Genomic DNA, 24,292 nt, shown 5'->3' with positions numbered 1-24,292 from the left:
TGCCCCTGGTAAACCTGTATTATCAACATCCCCAAAAAACGCTTAAATTTATCAGGATAAAATGAAAACAATGACAGACCAGGAAACAATACCGCAAAAAGCTACAGAGGTATCAGATATAGATTTAGGTATTGAAACCCTGCTGAAGGTTACCGCCAGTACCGATCAGCGCCTGAGCGATATGGCCGATAACAAGGCGCAGATCCTGATCACGGTTAATTCCATTATCATTTCGGCCATTATCAGCTTGTTGTTGCGAAAGCTTAAGGACAACTCGTTTTTGGTATTGCCATCGTATTTGCTGCTTACGGTTAGCCTGGCTACCATGATCCTTGCCATTTTATCAACCCGGCCATCGATACCAAGAGGGAAATTCAGTACTAAGGATATTAACGATAAAAAAGTTAACCTGCTGTTTTTCGGCAATTTTTACCGTATGAAACTGGATGACTTTGCAGCCGGGATGAAAAACGTACTGCACGATAAAGAATACTTATACGATAGCCTTATTAAAGATATTCATACCCAGGGCGTAGTTCTTGGCCGCAAATACCGCCTGCTCAGGGCTGCCTATAATGTTTTTATGTTCGGACTGATCATTGCCATTATAACTTTTATTGTATCATCGATGGTGCATAACAGCTTGCCTGAAATTGTTTGATGCATTTTTTCCGTTAGGGACTATGGTGTTCGGAAGATGAAATTATCTCTAAAAAAATATGTCATTGCGAGCGTAGCGCGGCAATCTCGTAGCCAATGCATGTCCGATCTGTATAGCTACGAGATTGCTTTGTCGTGCCTCCATATAATGACGAGATTGTAAGTTATTGATTATTAGGTATGTTTTTTTTTGATTGGTTTATAAAATAAGGGCGTTGCCTGCGGCCCGTGCTATCCGCTCATACTGCACAAGGCATTAGCCACAAGGCCGGTATCCGCTCCTATCACTAACGCGCCCCCCGCACACCATCGCTAAAATATATTTTATACGTCATTACGTTTTTTTTCCAGGATTTCCCTGATGCCTCCTCGCAATGACATGGGGATATTTATCTCATAACCTTTACTATAAAATATCCTACCTCCATATCCTAAATTCTTTAAAAAAAACTATTGTGTAAAAAAGACACAATAAAATTTCTTTGCTCATTATTAATTAATTAGCTTTACTGTACCAGTTAATTATTAACCATTATCAAGCATGATTTACAGCAGAAGAAATTTTATTAAAGGCACCGGCGCATTGGTGCTTGGCGGCATGGCCTTATCGGGTAAAGCGGCAAGTTTTTTGAGTAACATGGAGCATCATCCTGTAGGGCTGCAGTTGTTTACTTTTTTCGGCATTATCGACGAAGATGTTAAAGGTACGCTGAGCAAAATTGCAGCTATCGGATACAAGGAAATGGAATCGGCCTTTAGTAAAAAGGGCGGTTATTATGGCATGAAGCCCAAAGAGTTTAAAGCCACAGTAAACGACCTGGGTATGAGCTGGACATCGCATCACGTACTTGGCGCTCCATTTAAACTGCCTCCGGGAGCAAAAATGCCTGTTGGCGCTGATGGCAAACCCATGGTGCTGCCTCCTGTATTGAACCTGCGCGATAATATGCAGCAGGTAATTGATGAGGTTGCCGAGGGTGGTGTTAAATACCTGGTTTGCGCTAATTCGCCTACGGCTACGCTCGACGAAATAAAAGCAACCATCGAGGTGCTGAACAAAACTGGAGAGGCCGCAAAAAAGGTAGGCATCCAGTTTGCATACCATAACCACGATATGGAATTTCATGCGGTTGATGGTAAAGTTCCTTATGATTTGTTGTTAAGCGAAACCGATGCGAATAATGTAAAAATGGAGCTTGATTTGGCCTGGGCTGTTAAAGCAGGTAAAAACCCGGTTGAAATGTTTAAGCAACATCCCGGTCGTTTCCCCCTATGGCATGTGAAAGATTTGGATGCCAGCCGGGAGAATATTCAACCTGTGGGTGGTGGCACTATTGATTTTAAGCCAATTTTTGCAGCAGCAAAATCAGCTGGGATGCAGCACTTTTTTGTAGAACATGATATGCCTAAAGATGCTTTTGCAAGTATAACAGCAAGTATGGGTTATTTGAAGGATAAGTTGATGGTGTAAGTGATGGATAACAATCTTTCAAAAAAGCGTCATTGCGAGGTACGAAGCAATCCCCGATTGACAGAGCAGCTAAGTAGGTTTGCTCTGCATAGTTTGGGATTGCTTCGTACCTCGCAATGACGTTTTTTATTATACATCATTCCTCTTAACAATTCCATAACATTCGTCAATTTTGATTTAACCCCGTGTTTAAGTAATTTAAGGGGCAAATCATTTTCCTTAACGGAGGCGTATGGCGGAAACATCTACAGAACATTTAAAAAGGGTTTTAAAACCTATCCATTTATGGGCCATAGCCGTAGGGCTGGTTATCTCGGGCGAATATTTTGGGTGGAATTTGGGTTGGGCCGTTTCTGGCACAATAGGTTTACTGATAGCCACCCTGGTTATCACGCTGATGTATATTACATTTATTTTTAGCTATACCGAGCTTACCGCTTCCATACCTCATGCCGGTGGTGCTTTTGCTTATGCATACCGGGCAATGGGCCCTTTTGGCGGCTTAATTGCCGGTTACGCTACCCTTGTGGATTTCCTGGTGGCTACACCTGCTGTAGCCGTTTCTTTAGGGAGTTATTTACATTTTTTATATCCGGCCATTCCTATAACCGAAGCCGCAATGGGTTTTAATATCCTTTTCATTCTGCTTAATATGCTGGGGGTAAAGGAATCAGCAACTTTTTCAGTATTTATTACCATACTTGCCGTGGTTGAGCTGATGCTTTACCTGGGGATTGTTTCCCCGCATTTTAAAATGGTAAATTACCTCACCAACCCGATGCCTTTTGGCTGGGCGGGCGTATTTGCAGCATTGCCTTTTGCCGTTTGGTTTTACCTGGCCATTGAAGGAGTTGCCATGGTGGCCGAAGAAGTGGAGAACCCCAAAAGAAATATTCCACGGGGCTATATTTCGGCTATTATTACCCTGGTAGTACTGGCCCTGGGGGTAATGATCATAACCGGCGGGCTTACCGACTGGCGCATTTTAAGTAAGCTGGATTACCCTCTTCCCGAAGCCATTGGGATAGTGTTGGGCAAGGGTAGCGGTTTAACCAAAATATTTGCCAGCATAGGCTTGTTTGGGCTGATTGCATCGCTGCACGGTATTATCCTGGCCTCATCGCGGCAGGTATTTGCCATGGCACGCAGCGGTTATTTACCCCGGATGCTGTCTGATATTAACCACAAATTTAAAACACCGCACTGGGCGCTTGTGGTTAGCGGGGTAGTGAGTTCCATCTTTATTTATAAATTTAAAACAGACCAGATCATCATGTTATCGGTGCTTGGCGCAGTGGTAATGTACATTATGAGCATGGTAAGTCTTTTTATACTACGCAAAAAGGAGCCCCGCTTAAGCCGGCCGTTTTCGGCCCCGTTATACCCGGTTTTTCCGGCAATAGCTTTGGTGATTTGTGTGGTATGTTTAATAGCAACAATATATTTTAACCCGGACATGAGCCTCATTTTTGCAGGCGGATTGGCAATTGTATTGCTGATTTTTGTAGCAATGGGCAAGCACAAAGTTGCTTTAACCGAAGATATGATGAATGCCCCAAGTGAGGAGGTCATTAATCATTAAGTCATTTGGTCATTGGTTTGACCACTTTACAACAATGACATAATGACCCAATGAAATAATGATATAAATTATGTACCGTCACAATATACATCACCGGGTTTATAAGTTTCCCGACTTGAAAACATTGCTGGGCAAGGCTTCGCCTTATCGCTCGGGCGATGAACTGGCCGGGCTTTGTGCCGCTGGGTATGAGGAACGTGTGGCTGCGCAAATTACCCTGGCCGACGTGCCGCTCAAAAACTTTTTGAACGAAGTGGTGATCCCATATGAAAACGATGAAATTACCCGCCTCATTATTGACGATCATGACCTTGCAGCCTTTAGCCACATCAGCCATTTAACCGTTGGTGAACTGCGCGATTGGTTATTAAGCGATGAAACCGACTGTGCCACTTTAACAACTATTGCTCCCGGCTTAACACCCGAAATGGTGGCGGCAGTATCCAAACTGATGCGCAACCAGGATTTGATTGCTATGGCCAATAAATGCCAGGTGATTACCCGCTTTCGCAATACCATTGGTTTAAAAGGTCATTTCAGTACCCGTTTACAGCCCAATCATCCAACGGATGATCCGCGGGGTGTGGCGGCCAGTATTATCGATGGCCTATTGTTTGGCAGCGGCGATGCCGTTATCGGTATTAACCCGGCAACTGATAGTCCGGCGGCGGTAAGCAGCCTGCTCACGTTGATGGACGAGTTGCGCCACAGGTTCGAGATCCCGACACAAACCTGTGTACTGAGCCATATTACTACTACACTGCAATTAGTTAATGAGGGTGCGCCTGTTGATCTTTGCTTTCAATCCATAGCAGGCACCGAAAAGGCTAACGCGAGTTTTGGGGTTAATCTGAGCCTGATTGAGGAAGCCTACCAGGCTACCTTGTCGTTAAAGCGGGGTACTGTAGGTAATAACGTAATGTACTTTGAAACAGGGCAGGGCAGCGCGTTATCGGCCAATGCCAATTTCGGGGTAGATCAGCAAACCTGCGAGGTACGGGCATATGCTGTTGCGCGTAAGTTTAGCCCTTTACTGGTAAATACCGTAGTGGGCTTTATTGGTCCCGAATATTTGTACGATGGCAAACAGATCATCCGTGCCGCGCTCGAAGATCATTTTTGCGGAAAACTTTTAGGATTGCCCATGGGCGTTGATGTTTGCTACACCAACCATGCCGAAGCCGACCAGGACGATATGGATAACCTGCTTACCCTGCTTGGCGTGGCGGGTTGTACCTTTGTAATGGGCATTCCCGGTTCGGATGATATTATGCTTAATTACCAGTCGACCTCCTTTCATGATGCCTTATACCTGCGTAAAGTGCTGGGATTGAAACCTGCCCCCGAGTTTGAAGCTTGGCTGATAAAGCAGGGGATAGTTGATGATAAGGGGAATATGCTGCCGGTGAGTGAGCATGGATTGTTGGGGGGATTTTATTAGGATGATTAGGAGGTGAAAGGATAAAGGCGAAAGGCAAAAGGTTTTTTGAACTCCCGCCGTCGCTCGGCTCCAGCCGAGTGTCAGCTATTCCACGGCCTCTGGCCGACGAAGCTGCCCACATGGTACGCAGGCCAGAAGCCTGTGAATAATGGTCACTCGGCTGGAGCCGAGCGACGGCAGTGGAAATAAAAACCATGGTATTGTAAATACTGAAATAACAAATGAAACGAAACATCCCACATGAAATTGAGCCATTGAAGGCCTTGCAGGAGTTTACTGCTGCGCGGATAGCTATTGGCCGGGTGGGGACGAGTATCCCGCTGAAGCAGTCGCTTGAGTTTAAGCTGGCGCATGCACATGCAAGGGATGCTGTTTATTCCGAACTGAATTTGGTTAAACTTATGGAAGCCCTTAAGCATTTTGAGCAGCCGGTTTTGCACCTGCACAGTCGCGTAACCGACCGGCGGCAATACCTGCAGCGGCCCGACCTTGGACGAAGGCTTAACGAAGCCTCGTTAAATGAATTAAATGGTTACAGTACTGAAAGCGATGTAGCTATTATGATAGTTGATGGCCTTTCGGCAACTGCCGTAAATGAAAATACCATCGGTTTGCTTGACGCGCTTATTCCGTTGCTGATAGCTAATGGCTTAAAGCTGGCGCCAATAAGCCTGGTTGAGCAGGGTAGGGTGGCTATCGGTGATGATATTGGTTACGGATTAAATGCTAAACTCTCGCTGATCCTTATCGGCGAGCGTCCTGGTTTAAGCTCGGCCGATAGTTTGGGGGCTTATCTTACTTATAATCCTAAACCCGGCTTAACCGATGAATCACGTAATTGCGTTTCCAATATCCGGCATAAGGGCCTTACCTATAAAAAGGCTGCAAAAAAGATTTTTTATTTAATTAGCGAAGCGTTTAAACGCAAGCTTTCGGGTGTGGAATTGAAAGATAATGCGGGGTTGATCGCTGAAGGCTGAAAGCAAAAAGCCCAAAGCTTTATGCTCAGGGCTTATGTTTCTTTTGCTCTTTATTTTAAGTTTTCCACCATTGGCTTATTTTGCTTTCGGCCTTTAGCCTTCCGCTTTAAGCTTTTCCCAACTTATTTCCTCCTCGCTTCAACATAACCGTTAAACGATATCGGGTCGCGGTTGCTGCTGGTTACCTGTAGTGAGCCGTAACCATCCGGTGAAATATTAAGATTAAAGGTTTGTACATCACGCCAGTCGGCAAGGTTTCTTTCCTTTGGTTTGATCATGATCACCCAATTACCGCTTTTTTTAGTGGTTAACGAATAGCCGAATTTAGTTGTGTTGATTTTGATGCCGCCATCACTTGACCCAATGTTAGGTGCCACATATGACCGGCCAAAATAAGGAAGAAACGAAATGATGGTATCCTTAGTGATTACCAAATCATAATCAGATGTTAAAGGGCGGCTGCCTCCCCGCATCGGCAGGGCGTAGTTTGCTTTAAATACAAAGTTTTGATCTTCAATCATCTTTTTAATCTCAGCCTGCCTGGCCGCTTTTTTCTCGGCCTTGGTTTGAGCGTTGGTTACGTTAACTCCAATAAATATAAATGCAGCCACCAGGGCTATTTTGTTCAATATTTTCATGATATAAATGTTTAAGTGTTTAGACGATAATGGCTTGCTTAGGTTTAATTACACTCAAATTTAAACAATCTTTTAAACAAAATTATGCGTAATTGCATAGCTTTAAATACCAAAATTCGATTGTAAAAGTATGTTCGGAATATTCAAAAAAAAGAAGTTTAAGCGCCCTGTACAGGATTGGGAATTGATGCTCATGTATAAAACTCTTGAGAAATTGCCCAATGAGTTTAAGCCTCTTAAAGAGCAAATAGAATCCGGGTTATTTACTTCATCGCTGGTTGGTTACAGTACTTCCGATCCTGATTATGTTGCATTTTCTTTTTCTGATCAGATCAGAGACTTTGAGCGTAAACGCGAACGGGGGTATAAAATTACAAATATAAAAGTACGGGATGTTAGCGGGAATAAGATATTCATGTACACGATATACGTATCTGACGCGGTTATCGCGGGGTATGCAATACAGGGATTCGATAAACATGTTATAGATATAATTAGTGCTGATACAGATACTTTTATCAGGAAGTTTTATGATAATAACAATGCTGATTACGAAAATTTGAAAAAGTTAATAAGTGAAGAAGCATTGAAATTGATTAAGCCGGAGAATGTTTACGAGGTAAACTTAAAAGGCAGGGTGTTTTATCATATAGAAGATCTGGAAGACGGCGACTTTATAGGAATTGAAAGCCATGGTCAAATTTGCAAAATAACACACGATCCCTTTGAAATTATTCCCCTTGACCAAAGTTTAACAGCGTTTCTTTCAAAGTAGGATAAGGTTTGGCCCGCATAAGAAAAACAAATGATAAAAATCAAAAGGCCATCCTAAACGGATGGCCTTAAAAATATTATAGGTTAATTTCCTTAATATTATATCAAGCTAACACTGCGTTTTACAAACTCAGTAAGCTCAGCGCCTGTTAATAAACCTTGCGATAACAGGGCCAGATCAAAGGCTTGTTTTGAAAGCTGGGCCTGTACGGTTTCGTCTTCTTCCTGTAAAATGCGGCTTACCAGTTTGTGGTTACCGTTTACAATTACCTTGTAATTATCAGGCATATTACCATAAAAACTCATACCACCGCCCATAGCTGCCATATCCTTCATGCGGCGCATAAATTCGTCCATTGTTACGGTAACCGGTAACTCATCGGGGTTAAGGCTTTCAATTTGAACGCTGTATGCAGGTTTGTTAATGGCTTTATCAAAAATGCCTTTTACTTTGGTTGTTTGCTCTTCTGTCAATACTATTTCAGGAGCATCATCTTTTTTGATCAGCTTATCGGCAACATCAGCGTCAACACGTTTTAATGATGTTTTCTCCAGTTTTTGTTCCAACTGGCTGATAAAGTGGTTATCAATAGGTGAGTTCATCACCAGCACATCATAACCCTTTTTATTGGCCGACTGGATAAACGAATCCTGCTTAGCCGGATCATTGGTGTAAATGTAAACCAGCTGACCGTCTTTATCTGTTTGGTTGGCTTCTACTTTATCCCTGTATTCGGGCAGGGTAAAGTTTTCCTTTTCGGTATTGGTAACCAAAACAAAATCTTTGGCTTTGTCATAAAACTTGTCTTCGCTCACCATTCCGTATTTAACAAACAGACCAATGTCTGTCCATTTTTCTTCATAAGCTTTACGGTCGGCTTTGAAAAGGTCTGCCAATTTATCAGCTACTTTTTTGGTGATGTAGCTGTTGATCTTTTTAACGTTGCTGTCGGCCTGTAAAAAGCTTCTTGATACGTTAAGCGGAATGTCTGGTGAATCGATAACGCCATGTAACAGCATCAGGAATTCAGGAACAATGTCTTTTACTTCGTCGGTAATAAATACCTGGCGGCTGAATAATTTGATCTTGTTTTTCTGAAACTCGAAATCGTTTTTCAGCTTAGGGAAGTATAGTACACCGGTAAGGTTGAAAGGATAATCAACATTAAGGTGGATCCAGAACAATGGATCTTCGCTGAAAGGGTAAAGCTGTTTGTAAAAGTCGAGGTAATCCTCATCCTTTAATTCAGATGGTGATTTTGTCCAGATAGGGTTGGTGGTATTGATGATGTTATCAACCTCAACCGAAGTGTATTTTGGTTTGCCCTCTTCATCAACGCCATCCTCTTCAGACTCAGTTTTGGTGCCGAATTTGATAGGTACGGGTAAGAATTTGCAATATTTATCCAGAATTTCCTGAAGTCTGTGCTCACTTAAAAACTCGGCCGATTCATCGTTTATGTACAGGGTAATTTCGGTACCGCGCTCTTCTAAAATGCCTTCGCCAATTTCAAATTCTGTACTGCCGTCGCAAACCCAGAAAGCTGGTTCTGCACCTTCCTGGTACGATAGGGTCTGGATCTCTACCTTATCAGCTACCATGAATGCAGAATAAAAACCTAAACCAAAACGGCCGATGATCTCGTTAGCATCCTTAGCTTCCTTGAATTTCTCCATGAACTCGGTAGCACCTGAAAAAGCGATCTGGTTAATGTATTTCTTGATCTCTTCGGCAGTCATACCAAGGCCGTTGTCGCTAATGGTGATGGTCTTTTTGTCTGCATCAAAAGCTACCTCAACACGCAGGTCGCCAAGTTCGCCGGTGTATTGGCCTAATGAAGCTAAACGTTTGATTTTTTGGGTAGCATCTACCGCGTTTGATACCAGCTCGCGCAAAAATATCTCGTTATCAGAGTATAAGAACTTCTTAATGATCGGGAAAATGTTCTCGGTGTGGATCGAAATGCTGCCTTTTTCTTGCATAACTATATTTAATATGGTTGAATTAATGATTGTCGCAACTGTACCATCAATGTATGTTCCAATTGTTAATGTATTGTCAAATTGGCAGGGGTGATTTTTTCAAACAGACTTCACGTCCCCTCAGGGTCTCTCGCAGAGGACCTTGAGGTTCCCCGCGTTCATACCTGTCATAATATTTAGAACAGCGAATATGCATGGCGGATACATCAGGGTCCTCTGCGAGAGACCCTGATGGGACATTAAGACATCACCACGCGTCATTGCGAGGCACGAAGCAATCCCCGATTTACAGAGCGGCTATGTAAGTGCCTCTGCACAGTTCGCGATTGCTTCGTACCGCGCAATGACGATTTTAAAGTAAGGACAAAAAAATAAGGGATAAACATTTAAGCTTATCCCTTACCATATAAAAGATTGATTATATCATTAATGAGCCATCATCTTAATAAATGAAGCTAATTTTTCTTTCATTTCTCTTCTGTCTACAATAAAATCAAGGAAACCATGCTCCTGCACAAATTCGGCAGTCTGGAAACCTTTAGGGAGGTCTTTTTTGATGGTTTCTTTAATTACCCTTGGGCCTGCAAAGCCTATCAGCGCACCCGGTTCGGCAATATTGATATCACCTAACATGGCGTATGATGCCGTTACACCACCTGTAGTAGGGTCGGTAAGTAAAGAAATATAAGGAATTTTTGCCTGTGCAAGCAGCGCCAGTTTGGCCGATGTTTTAGCCATCTGCATTAATGAAAATGCGGCTTCCATCATACGTGCACCACCCGATTTAGAGATCATCAGGAACGGAACTTTGTGCTGGATACAATAATCAATAGAGCGTGCTATCTTTTCACCAACAACCGAGCCCATTGAGCCGCCTATGAAGTTAAAGTCCATACAGGCAATAACCAGGTCCTGCCCGTCAATTTTACCGGCACCGGCCCTTATAGCATCTTTTAAACCCGTTTTGTTTTGAGTTTCCTTAAGCCTGTCAACGTACTTTTTGGTATCCTCAAAATGAAGGGGATCACCTGAGGTAAGATCAGGGAAAAGTTCTGTAAACTCGTTATTATCAAATAGTACCGAAAAATATTCTTTTGAACCTATGCGCAGGTGGAAGCCACAGTAATGGCACACATATTGATTTTCTACCTGTTCAGAATAGTGTAAAGGTTTCTTACAATTAGGGCATTTATTCCAGATGCCATCGGGGGCCTCCTTCTTTTCCTCAGTGGTCGTAATTATCCCTTTCAACTCTCGTTTAAACCATGCCATATCTGTGTCTAACTCTTTCAATTGGGTACAAAGAAACGAAAAATATTAAACATGTGGTGTCCGTATATAAAAAGTTATAGCGGGGTAATTTGTTTGCCTAAATTATAAATGATTTTTAATGCTAATTTTGTAATAAAAGGATTGGATTATTAACGAATTATATCATATTTTCAAATTAAGCCTATTTTTACTATCGTTTTAATATACTTTTAAGATTGCTTAGCCTATTTAAAGAAATTTTATAACTTCGAGCCCCAAATAAACGCTAATGGATTTAAAAAATTATAGAGGTGTTCTGCACGGCGATCAGGTGCAGGAACTATTTGAAGCAGCTAAAAAGCATCAGTTTGCTTTACCGGCAGTAAATGTTATTGGTACTAACACTATCAATGCAGTTATGGAAACAGCTAAGGCTGTTAACTCTCCGGTTATTATTCAGCTGTCAAATGGCGGTGCGCAATTTTACGCCGGCAAATCATTGGATAATTCAAAACTTCAGGCCTGTATTTTAGGTGGTGTATCTGCTGCAAAGCACGTTCACCTGCTGGCTGAGCATTACGGCGTGGCAGTTATCCTGCATACCGACCATGCTGCCAAAAAATTATTACCCTGGATTGATGGCTTGCTTGATTATGGTGAGCAGTTTTTTGCCGAAACAGGTAAACCACTGTTTTCATCGCACATGCTTGACCTTTCGGAAGAGCCTATTGAAGAGAATATCGAAATTTCGGCCAAATACCTTGAGCGTATGGCTAAAATGGGCATGACCCTTGAAATTGAATTAGGTGTTACCGGCGGTGAAGAAGATGGCGTTGACAACTCAGACGTTGACAGCTCACGTTTATACACCCAGCCTGAGGAAGTTTCTTACTCATATGAGCACCTTTTAAAAGTAAGCCCGCGTTTTACCGTAGCTGCTGCTTTTGGTAACGTACATGGTGTATACAAACCAGGTAACGTTAAGTTACAACCGGTTATTTTGCATAACTCACAGGAGTATGTTAAACAAAAATTTGGTTTAACTGCCGAAAAACCGATCAACTTTGTATTCCACGGTGGTTCTGGTTCAAGCCAGGAAGAGATCCGCGAAGCTATTTCATATGGTGCTATCAAAATGAACATTGATACCGATATGCAATGGGCTTACTGGGAAGGCATTAAAGATTACTACAAATCGAAAGAAGGATACCTGCAAAGCCAGATCGGCAGCCCGGACGGCGAGGATTCTCCAAACAAAAAGTACTACGATCCACGTGTTTGGTTACGTAAAGGTGAAGAAAACTTTGTTAAAAGGCTTTCTGTAGCTTTTGAAGACCTTAACTGTATCGACGTATACAGCAAGTTATAATATTCATCAAAAACTAACAAAGCGTCTGTACATTTGTTGTACAGGCGCTTTGTTGTTTACAGGCAGCAGGCTATCCTCCCACAAAAATTAAAAATCTGCTACCATGGTTACAAATACCAACAAGAAAAAGAATTTATTTGAGCGCTTTGCTAATTGGGCAACCATAGCTACCGGAAGCTCGGGCGCATTTATCACGGCTTTTGGCGTTATCATTGTTTGGGGTATAACCGGGCCTTTGTTCCATTATTCGGATACCTGGCAGCTGGTTATTAATACGGGTACTACCATAGTTACCTTCCTGATGGTTTTTTTGATCCAGAAATCGCAAAACAAAGATTCAAAAGCAATACATTTGAAACTTAATGAGCTGCTTGCATCGCACCAGGGGGCAAGCAACCGGATGGTTGATATTGAGGATATTACCGAAAAAGAGCTTGACCAGCTGCATAAGTTTTATGTTGAACTGTCTGAGCTTGCCGAAGAAGAGGACGATATCACCTGTACGCACTCTATAGATGCGGCAAGGGAAAATCATACTACCAAGCTTAACAATTTTAAAACAAAACCGCATTACATCAATGCCCGCAAAAATCATAGTAAAAAAAGCAACGGAACAAGCAGAACTTGATATAGTACATGCCATAAGGCGCGAAGTATTTGTTGTTGAACAAAATTGCCCACCCGAGCTGGAGTATGAGAACGAAGACGTATCACATCATTTTTTAGCTACCGTTGATGACGAACCTGCCGGAGCCTGTCGTTGGCGTAAAACCGATAATGGTTATAAACTTGAGCGCTTTGCCGTATTGAAAACTTTTAGGGGATATGGTGTAGGAGGGGAACTGGTGAAAGCGGTGTTAACAGATTTGCCTGCCGGTGCCGGTTATATTTATCTTAATTCGCAAACCCATGCTGTGCCTTTTTATGAAAAACTGGGATTTGAAACATCAGGGCCGGAGTTTGAAGAAGCAGGGATTAAGCATTATAAAATGGTGAAGTCTTAAAAAAGTGTAACTCTTAAATATATTAAAAACAAAAAAGCGTCATTGCGAGGTACGAAGCAATCCCAAACTATACAGGGCGGACCTGCTTATAGGGGATTGCTTCGTACCTCGCAATGACGGTTATTCCAATCAATTTTTACTTTTTCTCTTTTTAGAAGCCTCGGCAAGCGGATTAAACTCAAGGCACAGGTTAATCCAATAGTTTAAATCTTTGCTGGTTTGTAAGTTGAAATCCTCAACATATACATAGCCTTTCATTACCCGGTCACCACTTACCATTTGATTGCAATTGCCTTTCTCAAGTTCAAGTTGTGCCTGTTGTTCGCCAATGCGGCACAGAATATCATTTTGGCGCACGCAAACGCACAGTTTATCATCCACCATAAAGCAAACGCCCTGGAACATTTTCTTTTCTTCCACTACGGGCAGATCCATCAATGCTTCACGGATGCGATCGGCCATTTGTTCATTGTAAGCCATGAGGATATATTATTTCACGCAAAGGCGCTAAGCCGCAAAGTTTATTCGGGTTGCAGATTAACGTCTTTGCGTGATATGGTTGTTGTTAATTTTTATCAACGAATTTATAATTAGCCTCATTGTACCTGTCGCCGGTATCAGGGTATTTGGCTAAAATAGTTTCAATGTCCTGAAGATCAGTCGCTGTTAATTCCACATCAACTGAGCCTGCATTATCCAGCAGGTATTTTCTTCTTTTTGTACCGGGGATAGGAATGATGTTATCACCCTGTGCTAATACCCATGCAAGCGCCAATTGGGCAGGTGTACATTGTTTTTGAGCGGCAAGCTGCGCAAACTCCTGGGCCAGGCCCATATTATTTTCGGCATTGGCACCCTGGTAACGGGGAAGACTTTTCCTGAAATCATTATCAGCCAGTTTGGTTACATCCAATGCATTAGTCACCAGGCCACGCACCAGCGGACTAAAAGGAACAAAGGAAATACCCAACTCTTTGCAAACAGGCAGGATCTCAGCCTCAACATCGCGGGTTAATAATGAATATTCGCTTTGCAAAGCGCTGATAGGATGTACTGCATGCGCGCGGCGAACAGAGTTGACGGAAGCTTCAGATAAGCCAAGGTATTTTACTTTACCTTCTTTTACCAAATCGGCCATGGCACCAACCATATCTTCAACGGGTACGTTCGGGTCAATACGGTGGGCGTAGTACAGGTCTATCACATCTGTTTTTAAGCGTTTCAAACTTTGCTCAACAGCTGTTTTAATATAAGCCGGTGAGCCGTCAAATTCGGTAAGCCTGCCATCAGCACCGGCCCTGAAACCAAATTTGGTAGCAATAAAGATCTTATCGCGGTTAGGTACCAATACTTTTGATACCAGTTCTTCATTACGGCCATTGGCGTAAACATCGGCTGTGTCCCAAAAGTTAATACCTATTTCTATTGATTTTTCAAGGGTTGCTATTGATTCGTCATCATCCGGCTGGCCGTAAGCATGGTTCATACCCATGCAGCCCAATCCAATGGCCGAGAGTTCAACTCCGGTGTTTCCTAATTTCCTGTATTTCATGGTTTGGTAGTATTAGTGTATCATCAAAGTACGTGAAATAACAAAAGCATATCAACCTCCATTTATAAGTATTATGTAAGGTTATGCATTGCGGGAGGCAAATATTTGTTATGCCGATTAAGTTTTTCTGAGTAATTTGAAAAAAAAATCACACGCTTGTCCAATTCAACCCAAGCTGATCGTCTTTTGGTTTTTAACCATTAAATTCAAAAAACATGAACGAGTTCTTATTGATTTTCAGAAGAGATGTAGAAGCCAGCGCGGCACAACGGTCGCCCGAGCAGATGCAAACCATGATGAATTACTGGCGCGAATGGATTGGCGGCATTGCTGCGCAAAACAAACTGGTTGCCGTTGGTAACAGGCTGGATACAACCGGCAGCGTAATAAAACCCGACAATGTGGTAACTGACGGCCCTTATGTTGAAGTTAAAGAGGCAATAGGCGGTTACACTATTATCAAAGCGCCATCGCTGGAGGAAGCCACCGAGTTATCAAAAGGCTGCCCGATATTATCGGTAGGGGGCAGTGTTGAAGTGCGCCCTATTATTCCGATGGAAGTATAAATGATTTTGCAGCCTCCCATATAAGGGAGGCTGCTTGTTTTATGCAGCAAGATCAGCTTTTACCACATTTATTCCGCTCCGAGTACCAGAAAATCATAGCGGTGCTATGCCATTATTTCGGCTTTGAATATATGGAAGCCGCGGAAGATATTGCCAGTGATACGTTCCTCACAGCTGCCGAAACATGGGGCATCAGGGGCCTGCCCGATAACCCTAAAGCCTGGTTATATACCGTGGCCCGCAACAAAGCAACTGATTATGTAAGGCGTGGCGCAAGGTTTAATCAAAAAGTAGCAGAAGGATTTGTTGCTGAAGATAATTACGAGGCGGAGATCGACCTTTCCGATCAAAACATCAGCGACAGCCAGTTGCAAATGATGTTTGCCATTTGCCATCCCACTCTCCCGGCCGAGGCGCAGATTGGCCTGGCATTACGGATTCTTTGCGGTTTTGGGATTGATGAAATTGCGGAAGCATTTTTATCAAATAAAGAAACCATTAATAAACGCCTGTTCAGGGCTAAGGAAAAACTGCGGGAGCAAAAAGTGATGATCGTTTTCCCGGCACCGGCCGATATTGTTAACCGGCTGGGCATCGTATTGAAAACTTTGTACCTGCTGTTTAATGAGGGTTATTATTCCAGTTGCCAAAGCGCCACATTGCGGAAAGACCTTTGTTTAGAGGCTATGCGGCTTAACTATCTTCTGATAGAAAATAAACAAACCAACTTACCAGAGGTGAACGCTTTATTATCACTGATGTGTTTTCATGCCTCGCGGTTTGATGCCCGGATAGATGACAACGGCGAAATGATCCGTTACGATGACCAGGACAGAATGCTTTGGAATGACGAGCTGATAGCAAAAGGAAAGCACTATTTAAACCTTGCATCTAAAGGAAACGAAGCAGGAAAATATCATATTGAGGCAGCTATAGCCTATTGGCATACCGTTAAAACGGATACCCCCGAAAAATGGGAAAATATATTGATGCTATATAACAGGTTGCTTATTGCTGCTTATTCGCCGGCAGCGGCATTGAACCGGGCTTATGCCTTAGCAAAGGTAAGAGGGAAGGAGAAAGCCATTGTTGAGGCCGAAAAGTTGAAGCTGGATACAAATCACCTGTACCATGTTTTGCTGGGCTACCTGTACACCGGGGTAGATAATGAACAGGCTGCATTGCATTTGCAAACCGCCTTAAAACTGGCAAAGACCCCGGCCGATAAAAGCAGGATAGGAAAGGATTTGAAGGCTTTATTATGAAATAAATAGTCATACCTTACAAAAAAAACGTCATTGCGAGGCACGAAGCAATCCCAAACTATACAGGGCGGACCTGCTAATAGGGGATTATTAATAATTATAATTTGATTTTTATAGGTATTAATGAGCTCCCTACAGTCGGTTGTCTTCGTGCCTCGCAAGGACGCTTTTATATTACTATTTCTTTAAAGACGCTTTTGAACAGCTTGTTAATTAGTTACCTTAAAATCAGCTGTCAGCTTTTCATCCTGCGAGCTGCTGCCCAGTACCAGTTTATAACTGCCGGGATAAAGCTTCCACTTGTGCGTGGCAAGGTCCCATTTCTGCAAATCCTGAACAGGGATCTTTAATGTAACCGAGCCTTCTTTGTCCTGCTCCAGGCTGATGCGTTTAAAGCTTTTTAACTCTTTAACCGGCATCCTGTCGATATTTGGATATTTGATATAGGCCTGCACTACCTCATCGCCGTTAAATTTGCCGGTGTTTTTAACGTTTACGGTTACTGAAACGGTATCAGCTTTTTTATATGCAGCTTTTAATTTACTGCCAAGCGTATAGTTAAACGATGTATAACTTAAGCCAAAGCCAAATGGATATTGCACCGGACCGGTATAGTAGCGATAAGTGCGGCCTTTCATATTGTAATCGCTGTAATCAGGTAAATCGCTCATATCTTTATAAAAAGTAAGCGGCAGGTGGCCAGAGGGTGATACATCGCCGAAAATAATATCAGCTAATGCGTTACCGCCCTGTTCGCCGGGGTACCAGGCAAATATGATGGCATCAGCATAAGGCTCAATGGCTGATACATCAACATCGCTGCCTGCGGTAATTACAGCTACAATCGGCTTGTTCTTTACGCTTTTACGCAATTCTTTCATAAAGGCAATTTCACTGGCAGGCAGGCTCAGGGTCTTTTTATCGCCTCCGCTTTCGGCCAGGAACGCATCACCGGCTTCACCTTCCAAAACTGGGGAAAGGCCTATCACTGCGATGGTGGCATCGGCATTACCTGCAGCCCATGTGCCGCCAAAATGGGTGGTATCTTTGTAGTCGCAGCCCAGGTCATACTCCACACGGGTAGCTTTATCAACCGCGCCGGTAATGCCTTCAACAAAGTTGACCACCTTGCTGCTGGTACCGTGGTAATTGGCTATCATGGCATCAAGCGAGGCCGCGTTTGGCCCAACCACCATGATACTTGATAAGTTACTTTTTTTGAATGGTAAAACATTGTTATTGTTCTTTAATAATATCATACTTTGCTGTGCCACTTTACGGGCCAATGCCAAATGCTGATTGTTGTGAACACTATCGGCACCGTACCCATGATATGGATTAGCGGCCGGATCATCATAAAAACCCAGTTTAAATTCGGTGCGTAAAATAGCGCTCAGGGCCTGGTCAACATCTTTTTCGGTAAGCAGGCCTTGTTTAATGGCTTTGATACCGTCGTTTTGTAAAATGGATGAACAATCCAGGTCAACACCGGCCTTGATGGCTGCTGCAGCTACTTCAACTGCGGTTGGCAGGGTTTTGTGGGTAAGGTAAACATCATCCAAAGCGCCGCAATCGGTAACCACGTGGCCGTTAAAGCCCCATTCTTTCCGCAGAATATCGGTAAGCAGCATTTTATTGATGGAGTTTGGTACGCCGTTAACGCGGTTGTAGGCACTCATTACCGATTCAACGTGGTTTTTAACCAGTTCATGAAAAGCATACAAATAGGTTTCGCGAAGGTCTTTTTCATCAACCTTAGCGTCAAATTTATCGCGGGTAGCTTCCGGGCCGCTGTGTACGGCAAAGTGTTTGGCTGTGGCCGATGCTTTCAGATATTTAGGATCATCGCCCTGTAAGCCTTTAACAAAGGCCGAGCCCATGCGGCCGGTCAAAAATGGGTCTTCGCCGTAAGTTTCCTGTCCGCGTCCCCAGCGCGGGTCACGGAAAATGTTGATGTTGGGTGTCCAAAAGGTGAGGCCCATATATTGCAGGTGCCTGTCCTGTGCAATAGCCAGGTTATATTTTGCACGGGCTTCGGTTGATATGGCTGTTGATACCTGCTTTAACAGGTCCTCATTAAATGTAGCCGACATGCCAATGGCCTGAGGGAATATGGTTGCCTCGCCGGCACGGGCTACACCGTGTAAGGCCTCGTTCCACCAATTATATGCCGGGATGCCTAAACGGGGTACAGCCTGGCTGCGGTAACCTAATAAGGAGATCTTTTCTTCAATGGTTAATTTAGAAATAAGATCCTTTACGCGTAAATCAATCGATTGCGAAGCATCTTTGTAAAAAGGGGTCTGTGCGTTTACGGTAGAAAACTTTAGTAACGCGGCAAGCATTACCAAACAGCAGAGGAACTTGTGTTTTATGGTGGAAGCCATTTTTAGATGATTTATTTTTTGAGTTTAAAGTTAATATTTATTCCGTAAGTATGGGTTGGCGGAAGGCTTGCCCCCTCAATTCCCGCATATTTTATATCTGGCGAAAAGCCCGATTCAGGATCGATATTGTCTGATCGTTTCATGATGGTCCACAAGTTTCGGCCTACCAGTGAAAAAGTTATAGCTTCAAATGGTGTCTTGTCAAGAAATCCTTTTGAAAATGTATATCCAAAAGTAACCTGCCGCAATTTAATAAACCTGCCATCCAAAACATTTAATGCAGAAACATTTTGTGCAAGCGCCTGGTAATAGGTTTGTGCCGGCACAACAACCGTATTTTTATTACCGTTGGTATTTACACCATCGCCAACAACACCGGTTTCCCTCCCCGGCAGGGTAAGCTTATTGAAGCCCCTGTAAATGCTGTTATAATTTGTGGCCGAAAGTATTTTGTTCCCAAACCGGTAATCGATCAAAAACGACAGGCTGAGTTTTTTATAGGTAAAGTTATTATTGAACCCGCCGTAAATATTAGGTACTGCGCTGCCCATTGGTATCCGCGGACCGGCCATGGGCAATCCATTGCCATCAAAAATGATTTGTCCTTTATCATTTCGGAGGTAATCATTAGCCATAATTTGCGGGCCGGGCAAACCTTTAACTAATGCTGTGGCTGCATTGAGCGGTCGGTATGTACCAAAGCTTATATTGGCCGATTCGGGGGTGCCGTCTGTTTGGAGGATCTTGTTTTGTACATAAGTGAAATTGAATGAGGGCGACCAGCTAAAATTGGCGGTTTTAAAAGGCGTACCGTTTAACTCAACTTCGATACCGTTGTTTTGGGTAGAGCCTGTTGGTATAAACCGCCGGGCAAAGCCAGTTGCCAGGTCAAGATCGCCTTTAATGATCTCGTTCCTGGTTTTACGATGAAAATACGCTACATCAATCCCCAGTCGGCCGTTTAAAAATTTCAGATCGGTACCAATCTCCATTTCTGTAAGGGTGTATGGCTTTAAAAAAAGGTTAGGTAAACTATCGCTAAAGCCCCCGGCAGGTACCCCGTTTACAGGATTATTGATGGTATAATACTGGGATGTGATATATACATCGGTAGGCTCGCCGCTGGTTTGGGCATATGATAAGCGGATTTTTCCAAAATCAAGCCCGGGGATGTGTACAAGATCCGAAAACAGGATACTTGCCGATACCGATGGCGTAAAAATACTGCGGTTGTCGACCGGAAGGGTTGAGTAAGTATCGTAACGGCCGGTAGTGGTTAAAGTAAGAAAGTCCTTTAACGAAAAATCGACCGAATAATAAGTTGAATGGGTTTCGGAGCTTTTGTAATCGTAGGTGCTATTTTTTGTAGTGAGGTTAGTATAGCTATAAAAATCAGGTACAATGAACGGGCCTCCGAAAAGACGTGTAAAGTCATAGCTGTTTTTACGAAGATTGGCTCCTGCAGATAAGTCAAAGCTGAGCAGTTTTTTTATGATATCGTGTTTGGCACCTATCAATATGTCGGCATTTAGTTCAGAGCGCTCTGTAGATGATTGTTCATCCATGGAACCTGCGCCCCCGGGTGAATAGGCCGTGCCGGTAGGGGTAATGGTTAAGCGTTTATCGTATAGTACGTCATCGCCTAAGCGCGCCTGGGCATACAGCCAGTCTTTAACATTGTAGCGGGCAGTTATGGCCGATATGAGACGGTTCCGGCTTATGTTGTTGATGAATTTATTAACCGCAAAATAAGGATTAGTCACAAATGTATCACCTGTCCACCGCAGCTCGTTGCCGTTTGAATCATATCCCGGGGCAAGGGCGGCCTGGTTTTCGTTGGCAGCAAGATACTGGATGTTGTTGGCATTAAGCGGGCCGTCGCTCAGGTTTGGTTTCAGGTTTGATGACTCATCGATATAATTAGCAATAACATTTACGTTAAATTTATCGCTAATTCCCTGGGTTGCGGTTAAGTTTACCGTTTTGCGGTTTAGGCCGCTGTTGCGAATGATGGAGCCATTCCTGAGGTCGGAAACAGACAGGCGGAAGGCACCTGTTTCGTTACCGCCGTTAAAAGCTACTGTATTGGTGTAGGTATAACCCCGGCGGTAAAATTTATCTATATTATCAGTAACTGCCGAGTAAGGATAATACTTGCCATCAAATTGTATGGTTGGTTTACCATCCAGCTTTTCGCCCCAGCCAAAATTTCCAGATGTTATAGCATTATTTACAGTTGCCGGTCTTATGCCATATAAACCCTGCCCGTAAACTGTTTGATAATCAAAAGTATTAATAGCCTTATCGGTTTGATAGTTGGTGTTAAACTCAACCCCAAACCCCGAGTTTTTTTTACTGGTTTTGGTGGTAATTAAAATTACACCGTTGGCTGCCCTTGCCCCGTATAATGCCGATGCAGCCTGTCCTTTCAGTACAGTCATGCTCTCAACATCATCAGGGTTAATGTTACTTATACCATCGCCAAAATCAGCGCCGCCCCATTCATTGGCCGCACCGCGTTGCGTATTATCAATGGGCACACCGTTGATGATAAAAAGCGGGGCGCTTGCACCAAAACTGGTAACACCCCTGAGCAGGATGCGCGCCGACGATGCGGGCCCGCCATTTACACCACTAATACTTAAACCGGCTATGCGGCCTTCCAGGGAGTATGCCACGTTTGATTCTTTGGCTTTATCAAGTACTTCGCCGCCTATCGTGGTTACCGAATAACCAACCTTTTTCTCTTCCTTTCTTATGCCGAGCGCGGTTACTACAACTTCGTTTAAAACATTACTTACCGAGAGGATAACTTTAAGAGGAATTGTGCCAGACACCTTTACTTCCCGGGTAACATAGCCCACGAAGCTGATAATTAATATGGATTGGTCGGGCGCCTCAAAGGAAAATGCTCCTTGTTGGTCTGTTGGCGCTCCCATGGTTGAGCCCCGTACCCTAACCGTGGCTCCCGGGAGCGGCTTACCATTTTCGTCAACAATAGTACCGGTTACTTTAACCACATTAACTATTTCATCAACAGGGGCTATCACTATCAGGTGATTGGCAAGCTCAGTATAAGCAAAGCCCGAGTTGGCCAGGATTTTATCCAGGATGCTTTTAACATCTTCATTATCAACGTTTATGTCAACCTTATTTAAGATAGGGATCTTTCTTTCGCTGTAAACAAAATGATAAATACTCTGGTGTTCGATAATTGATATCACCTTTTTAAAATCGGCCGATTTTAAATTAATAGTGACGCGGGTTTGGGAATATACAGTTAATATAGCCAGTAAATTGAAGAACAATATTAACGTAAAACGTATTTTCATTTATTCTGATAACCTAAACCTGTCGTCAACATCCATTGGGGATGCCTAAATTTACATAAATTTTATAATAAGCACAGGTAATAGTACAAAATGACCAGATTGGTATGTAACAATTATAAATATTGCAAATAATATCCGGAGAGAATGGAAGAATGAAAGGGGGCTGATGTTGCTCCGGAAAGGTAATCAGTAAATGTAAATGGTTGAGTTTTTAATTTTATAATGAAAGTTTTCGGTGTGTTGTAAAGCATAAAGCGCCTCGGTAATGGATTCTTTTTGATAAGTACCACTAAAACGGTATTTCTTCATCCCGTCATTTTTAAATTTGATCTCAACACCATACCAGCGTTCCATACGGGTGGCAAGGTCGGCAAAGCTTTCATCTCTGAAAATGAGTTTGTTTTGTGTCCATGAAGTTTCCAAAACAGCACTATCGTCTTGGTGTAACCGGGTAAAGCTGGTTAAAACATATTGCGTACCCGCACTGCTGTCTGTAACGGGGGCAAGTTTATTTTCCTTTTTATGAACAGTGCTAAACGAACCTTTTTTAACGATCAGTTTTTCACTTGGCTTTAAAATGATCCTGTCAGACGGGCGGTCATCAAGTGTAACCTCAATAGCTCCCCTGATCAGGGTTGTTTCACTTGATGTATCATTCGGATACGATTTTACATTAAAAGCTGTGCCCAAAACTTTGATGTTCATTTTTTCGGTATGGATAATGAACGGATGTTCATGATCTTTATGTACATCAAAAAAAGCTTCGCCGCTTAAATAAACCTCGCGGGTTTTACCTGTAAAGCTTGTTGGATACTTTAATGAGCTTTGTGAGTTAAGCGTAATACGCGTACCGTCTGTTAATACAATAGTTGATTTTTCGCGAACAAAAGTATTTTTATGTTGCCATGCGCTGGGGGCTGTGCCCGCAATTTCATGACCCGAAACAGCCAGTTTTGAGTAAAAAATATAGGCGCAGCCTGCTATTAAAACAACTGCGGCGGCAGCACGCCAAAGATAACGTGTAACGCTTTTTTTAACGGGTGTAAGTATTGCCGGAGTTGCGGGTTCGGTAACCTCCTGAGCCTTAATTTTCGATTTTATTTTTTGAAAAGCGAGGGCATTGTCGGCATATTCGGCATCGTTATGTTTCCAGTAAGCGGAAAGGGCCTCGTATTGCTCACGAAGGGAGGCATCATTAGCTAAGCAACGCAGAAGTTCGTTATTTTCATCAGAGCTGATTTCATTGGACAGTTTTTTGCCCGCCAGCTCTATAAATTTATCATTGCCCATCGTAAAATTGCATCCTTATTTGTGATAGGACAAAATATTTAGGTTAATTACCTACAAGTTTAAAAAAAATAATTGAAAAATCACAATTACAGCTCCTAAAATGTTGATTGCATTGGTTTTAGGCATATTTTCATTGTGTTTATTGTATTGTGTCAGAACGACACTAAGCTTCTTGATTGCTCTGAAAAGTTGGGTTTGTACTGTTCGGGGCGAAATATTAAGAATTTCGGCCACTTCCTTGTACTTCATGCCATCCTCTTTAATCAGCCTGAAAACAATACGGCATTGTTGCGGAAGGCCCGCAATAGCCCGGTCCATCCGGAAGATGAGCTCTTTGTTTTCTATTTCTTTTTGAGGATTGTAAGTATTTACAAATTCAACCGAATTGGTTTCTTCAATTTGTACAAGATGAATGGTTGAATATTTTTTGATATGGTTTAGCGATTGGTTTTTTACCGCTACAAACAGATAGGTTTCGGGGTTTTGAATTTCGGTGAGGTTTTTACGGTTAAGCCAACACTTTACAAATACGTCTGAAACTATCTCTTCGGCAATCTCCCGTTGATGTACATATAATACACAAAATTTTATAAGCGAGTTGTTAAGGATGTGGAAAATCAACTCAAAGGCGTTCTCGTCATCATTGTTGCAAATGAGATTCCATAATTTTAGCGTATCAACTTTTCTGTCTCTCAAACCGACGATTTTTTAATTAATCAACTAAATTTAAAACTTAATAATGGTGTA

20 protein-coding genes are annotated in these 24,292 nt (G+C 42.8%); 11 read left to right on the top strand and 9 right to left on the bottom strand.

Annotation, left to right across the window (positions count from 1 at the left end):
* The first annotated feature begins 61 nt into the window (after positions 1 to 61).
* From ACFFGT_RS09120 to eutC, 5 genes are all read left to right on the top strand, one after another.
* Complete coding sequence (locus tag ACFFGT_RS09120; RefSeq protein ID WP_377022213.1) at positions 62 to 661, top strand: Pycsar system effector family protein; 600 nt, start codon at positions 62 to 64, stop codon at positions 659 to 661.
* Between the two features lie 540 nt (positions 662 to 1,201).
* Positions 1,202 to 2,131 carry a sugar phosphate isomerase/epimerase family protein gene (locus tag ACFFGT_RS09115; protein ID WP_377022212.1) on the top strand — a complete coding sequence of 310 codons (930 nt, stop codon included), beginning with the start codon at positions 1,202 to 1,204 and terminating at the stop codon, positions 2,129 to 2,131.
* 232 nt (positions 2,132 to 2,363) lie between these two features.
* Positions 2,364 to 3,713, top strand: a complete 1,350-nt coding sequence (eat, locus tag ACFFGT_RS09110; protein ID WP_377022211.1) for an ethanolamine permease — start codon at positions 2,364 to 2,366, stop codon at positions 3,711 to 3,713.
* A gap of 70 nt (positions 3,714 to 3,783) precedes the next feature.
* Positions 3,784 to 5,154 carry an ethanolamine ammonia-lyase subunit EutB gene (locus ACFFGT_RS09105; protein WP_377022210.1) on the top strand — a complete coding sequence of 457 codons (1,371 nt, stop codon included), beginning with the start codon at positions 3,784 to 3,786 and terminating at the stop codon, positions 5,152 to 5,154.
* A 221-nt stretch (positions 5,155 to 5,375) separates the two neighbouring features.
* A complete protein-coding gene (gene eutC, locus ACFFGT_RS09100) occupies positions 5,376 to 6,134 on the top strand; it encodes an ethanolamine ammonia-lyase subunit EutC (RefSeq protein WP_377022209.1) in 759 nt (252 codons plus the stop codon).
* Positions 6,135 to 6,256: 122 nt separating this feature from the next.
* Here the strand turns inward: eutC and ACFFGT_RS09095 are convergent, their stop codons facing one another.
* Positions 6,257 to 6,772 (bottom strand): DUF4251 domain-containing protein, encoded by a 516-nt coding sequence (locus ACFFGT_RS09095; protein ID WP_377022208.1) that lies wholly within the window; start codon positions 6,770 to 6,772, stop codon positions 6,257 to 6,259.
* A 130-nt stretch (positions 6,773 to 6,902) separates the two neighbouring features.
* On the opposite strand from ACFFGT_RS09095, the gene ACFFGT_RS09090 reads away from it, so the two are divergent.
* Positions 6,903 to 7,547, top strand: a complete 645-nt coding sequence (locus ACFFGT_RS09090; protein ID WP_377022207.1) for a hypothetical protein — start codon at positions 6,903 to 6,905, stop codon at positions 7,545 to 7,547.
* A gap of 98 nt (positions 7,548 to 7,645) precedes the next feature.
* On the opposite strand, the gene htpG is transcribed toward ACFFGT_RS09090, so the two are convergent.
* Both htpG and accD read right to left on the bottom strand, forming a co-directional pair.
* Positions 7,646 to 9,529, bottom strand: coding sequence for a molecular chaperone HtpG (gene htpG / locus ACFFGT_RS09085; protein WP_377022206.1), 1,884 nt, complete (start codon positions 9,527 to 9,529; stop codon positions 7,646 to 7,648).
* A gap of 426 nt (positions 9,530 to 9,955) precedes the next feature.
* A complete protein-coding gene (accD, locus tag ACFFGT_RS09080) occupies positions 9,956 to 10,801 on the bottom strand; it encodes an acetyl-CoA carboxylase, carboxyltransferase subunit beta (protein ID WP_377022333.1) in 846 nt (281 codons plus the stop codon).
* 268 nt (positions 10,802 to 11,069) lie between these two features.
* On the opposite strand from accD, the gene fbaA reads away from it, so the two are divergent.
* The 3 genes from fbaA (at position 11,070) to ACFFGT_RS09065 (ending at position 13,153) form a co-directional block, all read left to right on the top strand.
* On the top strand, positions 11,070 to 12,149 hold the full coding sequence (fbaA, locus tag ACFFGT_RS09075) for a class II fructose-bisphosphate aldolase (RefSeq protein WP_377022205.1): 1,080 nt from the start codon (positions 11,070 to 11,072) through the stop codon (positions 12,147 to 12,149).
* Between the two features lie 103 nt (positions 12,150 to 12,252).
* Complete coding sequence (locus tag ACFFGT_RS09070; RefSeq protein WP_377022204.1) at positions 12,253 to 12,777, top strand: low affinity iron permease family protein; 525 nt, start codon at positions 12,253 to 12,255, stop codon at positions 12,775 to 12,777.
* Positions 12,728 to 13,153, top strand: coding sequence for a GNAT family N-acetyltransferase (locus ACFFGT_RS09065; RefSeq protein ID WP_377022203.1), 426 nt, complete (start codon positions 12,728 to 12,730; stop codon positions 13,151 to 13,153). Before ACFFGT_RS09070 ends, ACFFGT_RS09065 begins: the two co-directional genes overlap by 50 nt.
* Before the next feature lie 129 nt (positions 13,154 to 13,282).
* Here ACFFGT_RS09065 and ACFFGT_RS09060 read toward each other — a convergent pair whose 3' ends face one another.
* Entirely contained in the window at positions 13,283 to 13,633 is a 351-nt protein-coding gene (locus tag ACFFGT_RS09060; protein ID WP_377022202.1) for a TfoX/Sxy family protein, read from the bottom strand.
* A gap of 85 nt (positions 13,634 to 13,718) precedes the next feature.
* Positions 13,719 to 14,705, bottom strand: coding sequence for an aldo/keto reductase (locus tag ACFFGT_RS09055; RefSeq protein WP_377022201.1), 987 nt, complete (start codon positions 14,703 to 14,705; stop codon positions 13,719 to 13,721).
* A gap of 215 nt (positions 14,706 to 14,920) precedes the next feature.
* On the opposite strand from ACFFGT_RS09055, the gene ACFFGT_RS09050 reads away from it, so the two are divergent.
* Positions 14,921 to 15,271 carry a YciI family protein gene (locus ACFFGT_RS09050; protein ID WP_377022200.1) on the top strand — a complete coding sequence of 117 codons (351 nt, stop codon included), beginning with the start codon at positions 14,921 to 14,923 and terminating at the stop codon, positions 15,269 to 15,271.
* Between the two features lie 41 nt (positions 15,272 to 15,312).
* Positions 15,313 to 16,536, top strand: coding sequence for an RNA polymerase sigma factor (locus ACFFGT_RS09045; RefSeq protein WP_377022199.1), 1,224 nt, complete (start codon positions 15,313 to 15,315; stop codon positions 16,534 to 16,536).
* 209 nt (positions 16,537 to 16,745) lie between these two features.
* Here ACFFGT_RS09045 and ACFFGT_RS09040 read toward each other — a convergent pair whose 3' ends face one another.
* The 4 genes from ACFFGT_RS09040 to ACFFGT_RS09025 all read right to left on the bottom strand — a co-directional run bounded on the left by ACFFGT_RS09040 (position 16,746) and on the right by ACFFGT_RS09025 (position 24,241).
* Complete coding sequence (locus ACFFGT_RS09040; RefSeq protein WP_377022198.1) at positions 16,746 to 18,923, bottom strand: glycoside hydrolase family 3 protein; 2,178 nt, start codon at positions 18,921 to 18,923, stop codon at positions 16,746 to 16,748.
* A gap of 11 nt (positions 18,924 to 18,934) precedes the next feature.
* The gene (locus ACFFGT_RS09035) at positions 18,935 to 22,255 is read right to left on the bottom strand and encodes a SusC/RagA family TonB-linked outer membrane protein (RefSeq protein ID WP_377022197.1); all 3,321 of its coding nucleotides are present in this window, start codon (positions 22,253 to 22,255) and stop codon (positions 18,935 to 18,937) included.
* Positions 22,256 to 22,441: 186 nt separating this feature from the next.
* Positions 22,442 to 23,545 (bottom strand): FecR family protein, encoded by a 1,104-nt coding sequence (locus ACFFGT_RS09030; RefSeq protein WP_377022196.1) that lies wholly within the window; start codon positions 23,543 to 23,545, stop codon positions 22,442 to 22,444.
* Between the two features lie 51 nt (positions 23,546 to 23,596).
* Positions 23,597 to 24,241: an RNA polymerase sigma-70 factor gene (locus tag ACFFGT_RS09025; protein WP_377022195.1), complete on the bottom strand. Its 645-nt coding sequence runs from the start codon at positions 24,239 to 24,241 to the stop codon at positions 23,597 to 23,599.
* Positions 24,242 to 24,292: the final 51 nt, after the last annotated feature.

The organism is Mucilaginibacter angelicae (assembly GCF_042434235.1).
In the GTDB taxonomy this organism is placed as follows: Bacteria; Bacteroidota; Bacteroidia; order Sphingobacteriales; family Sphingobacteriaceae; genus Mucilaginibacter; species Mucilaginibacter angelicae.
The sequence above is the reverse complement of the archived record's forward strand: the minus strand, read 5'-3'. Positions and strand labels throughout refer to the sequence as shown.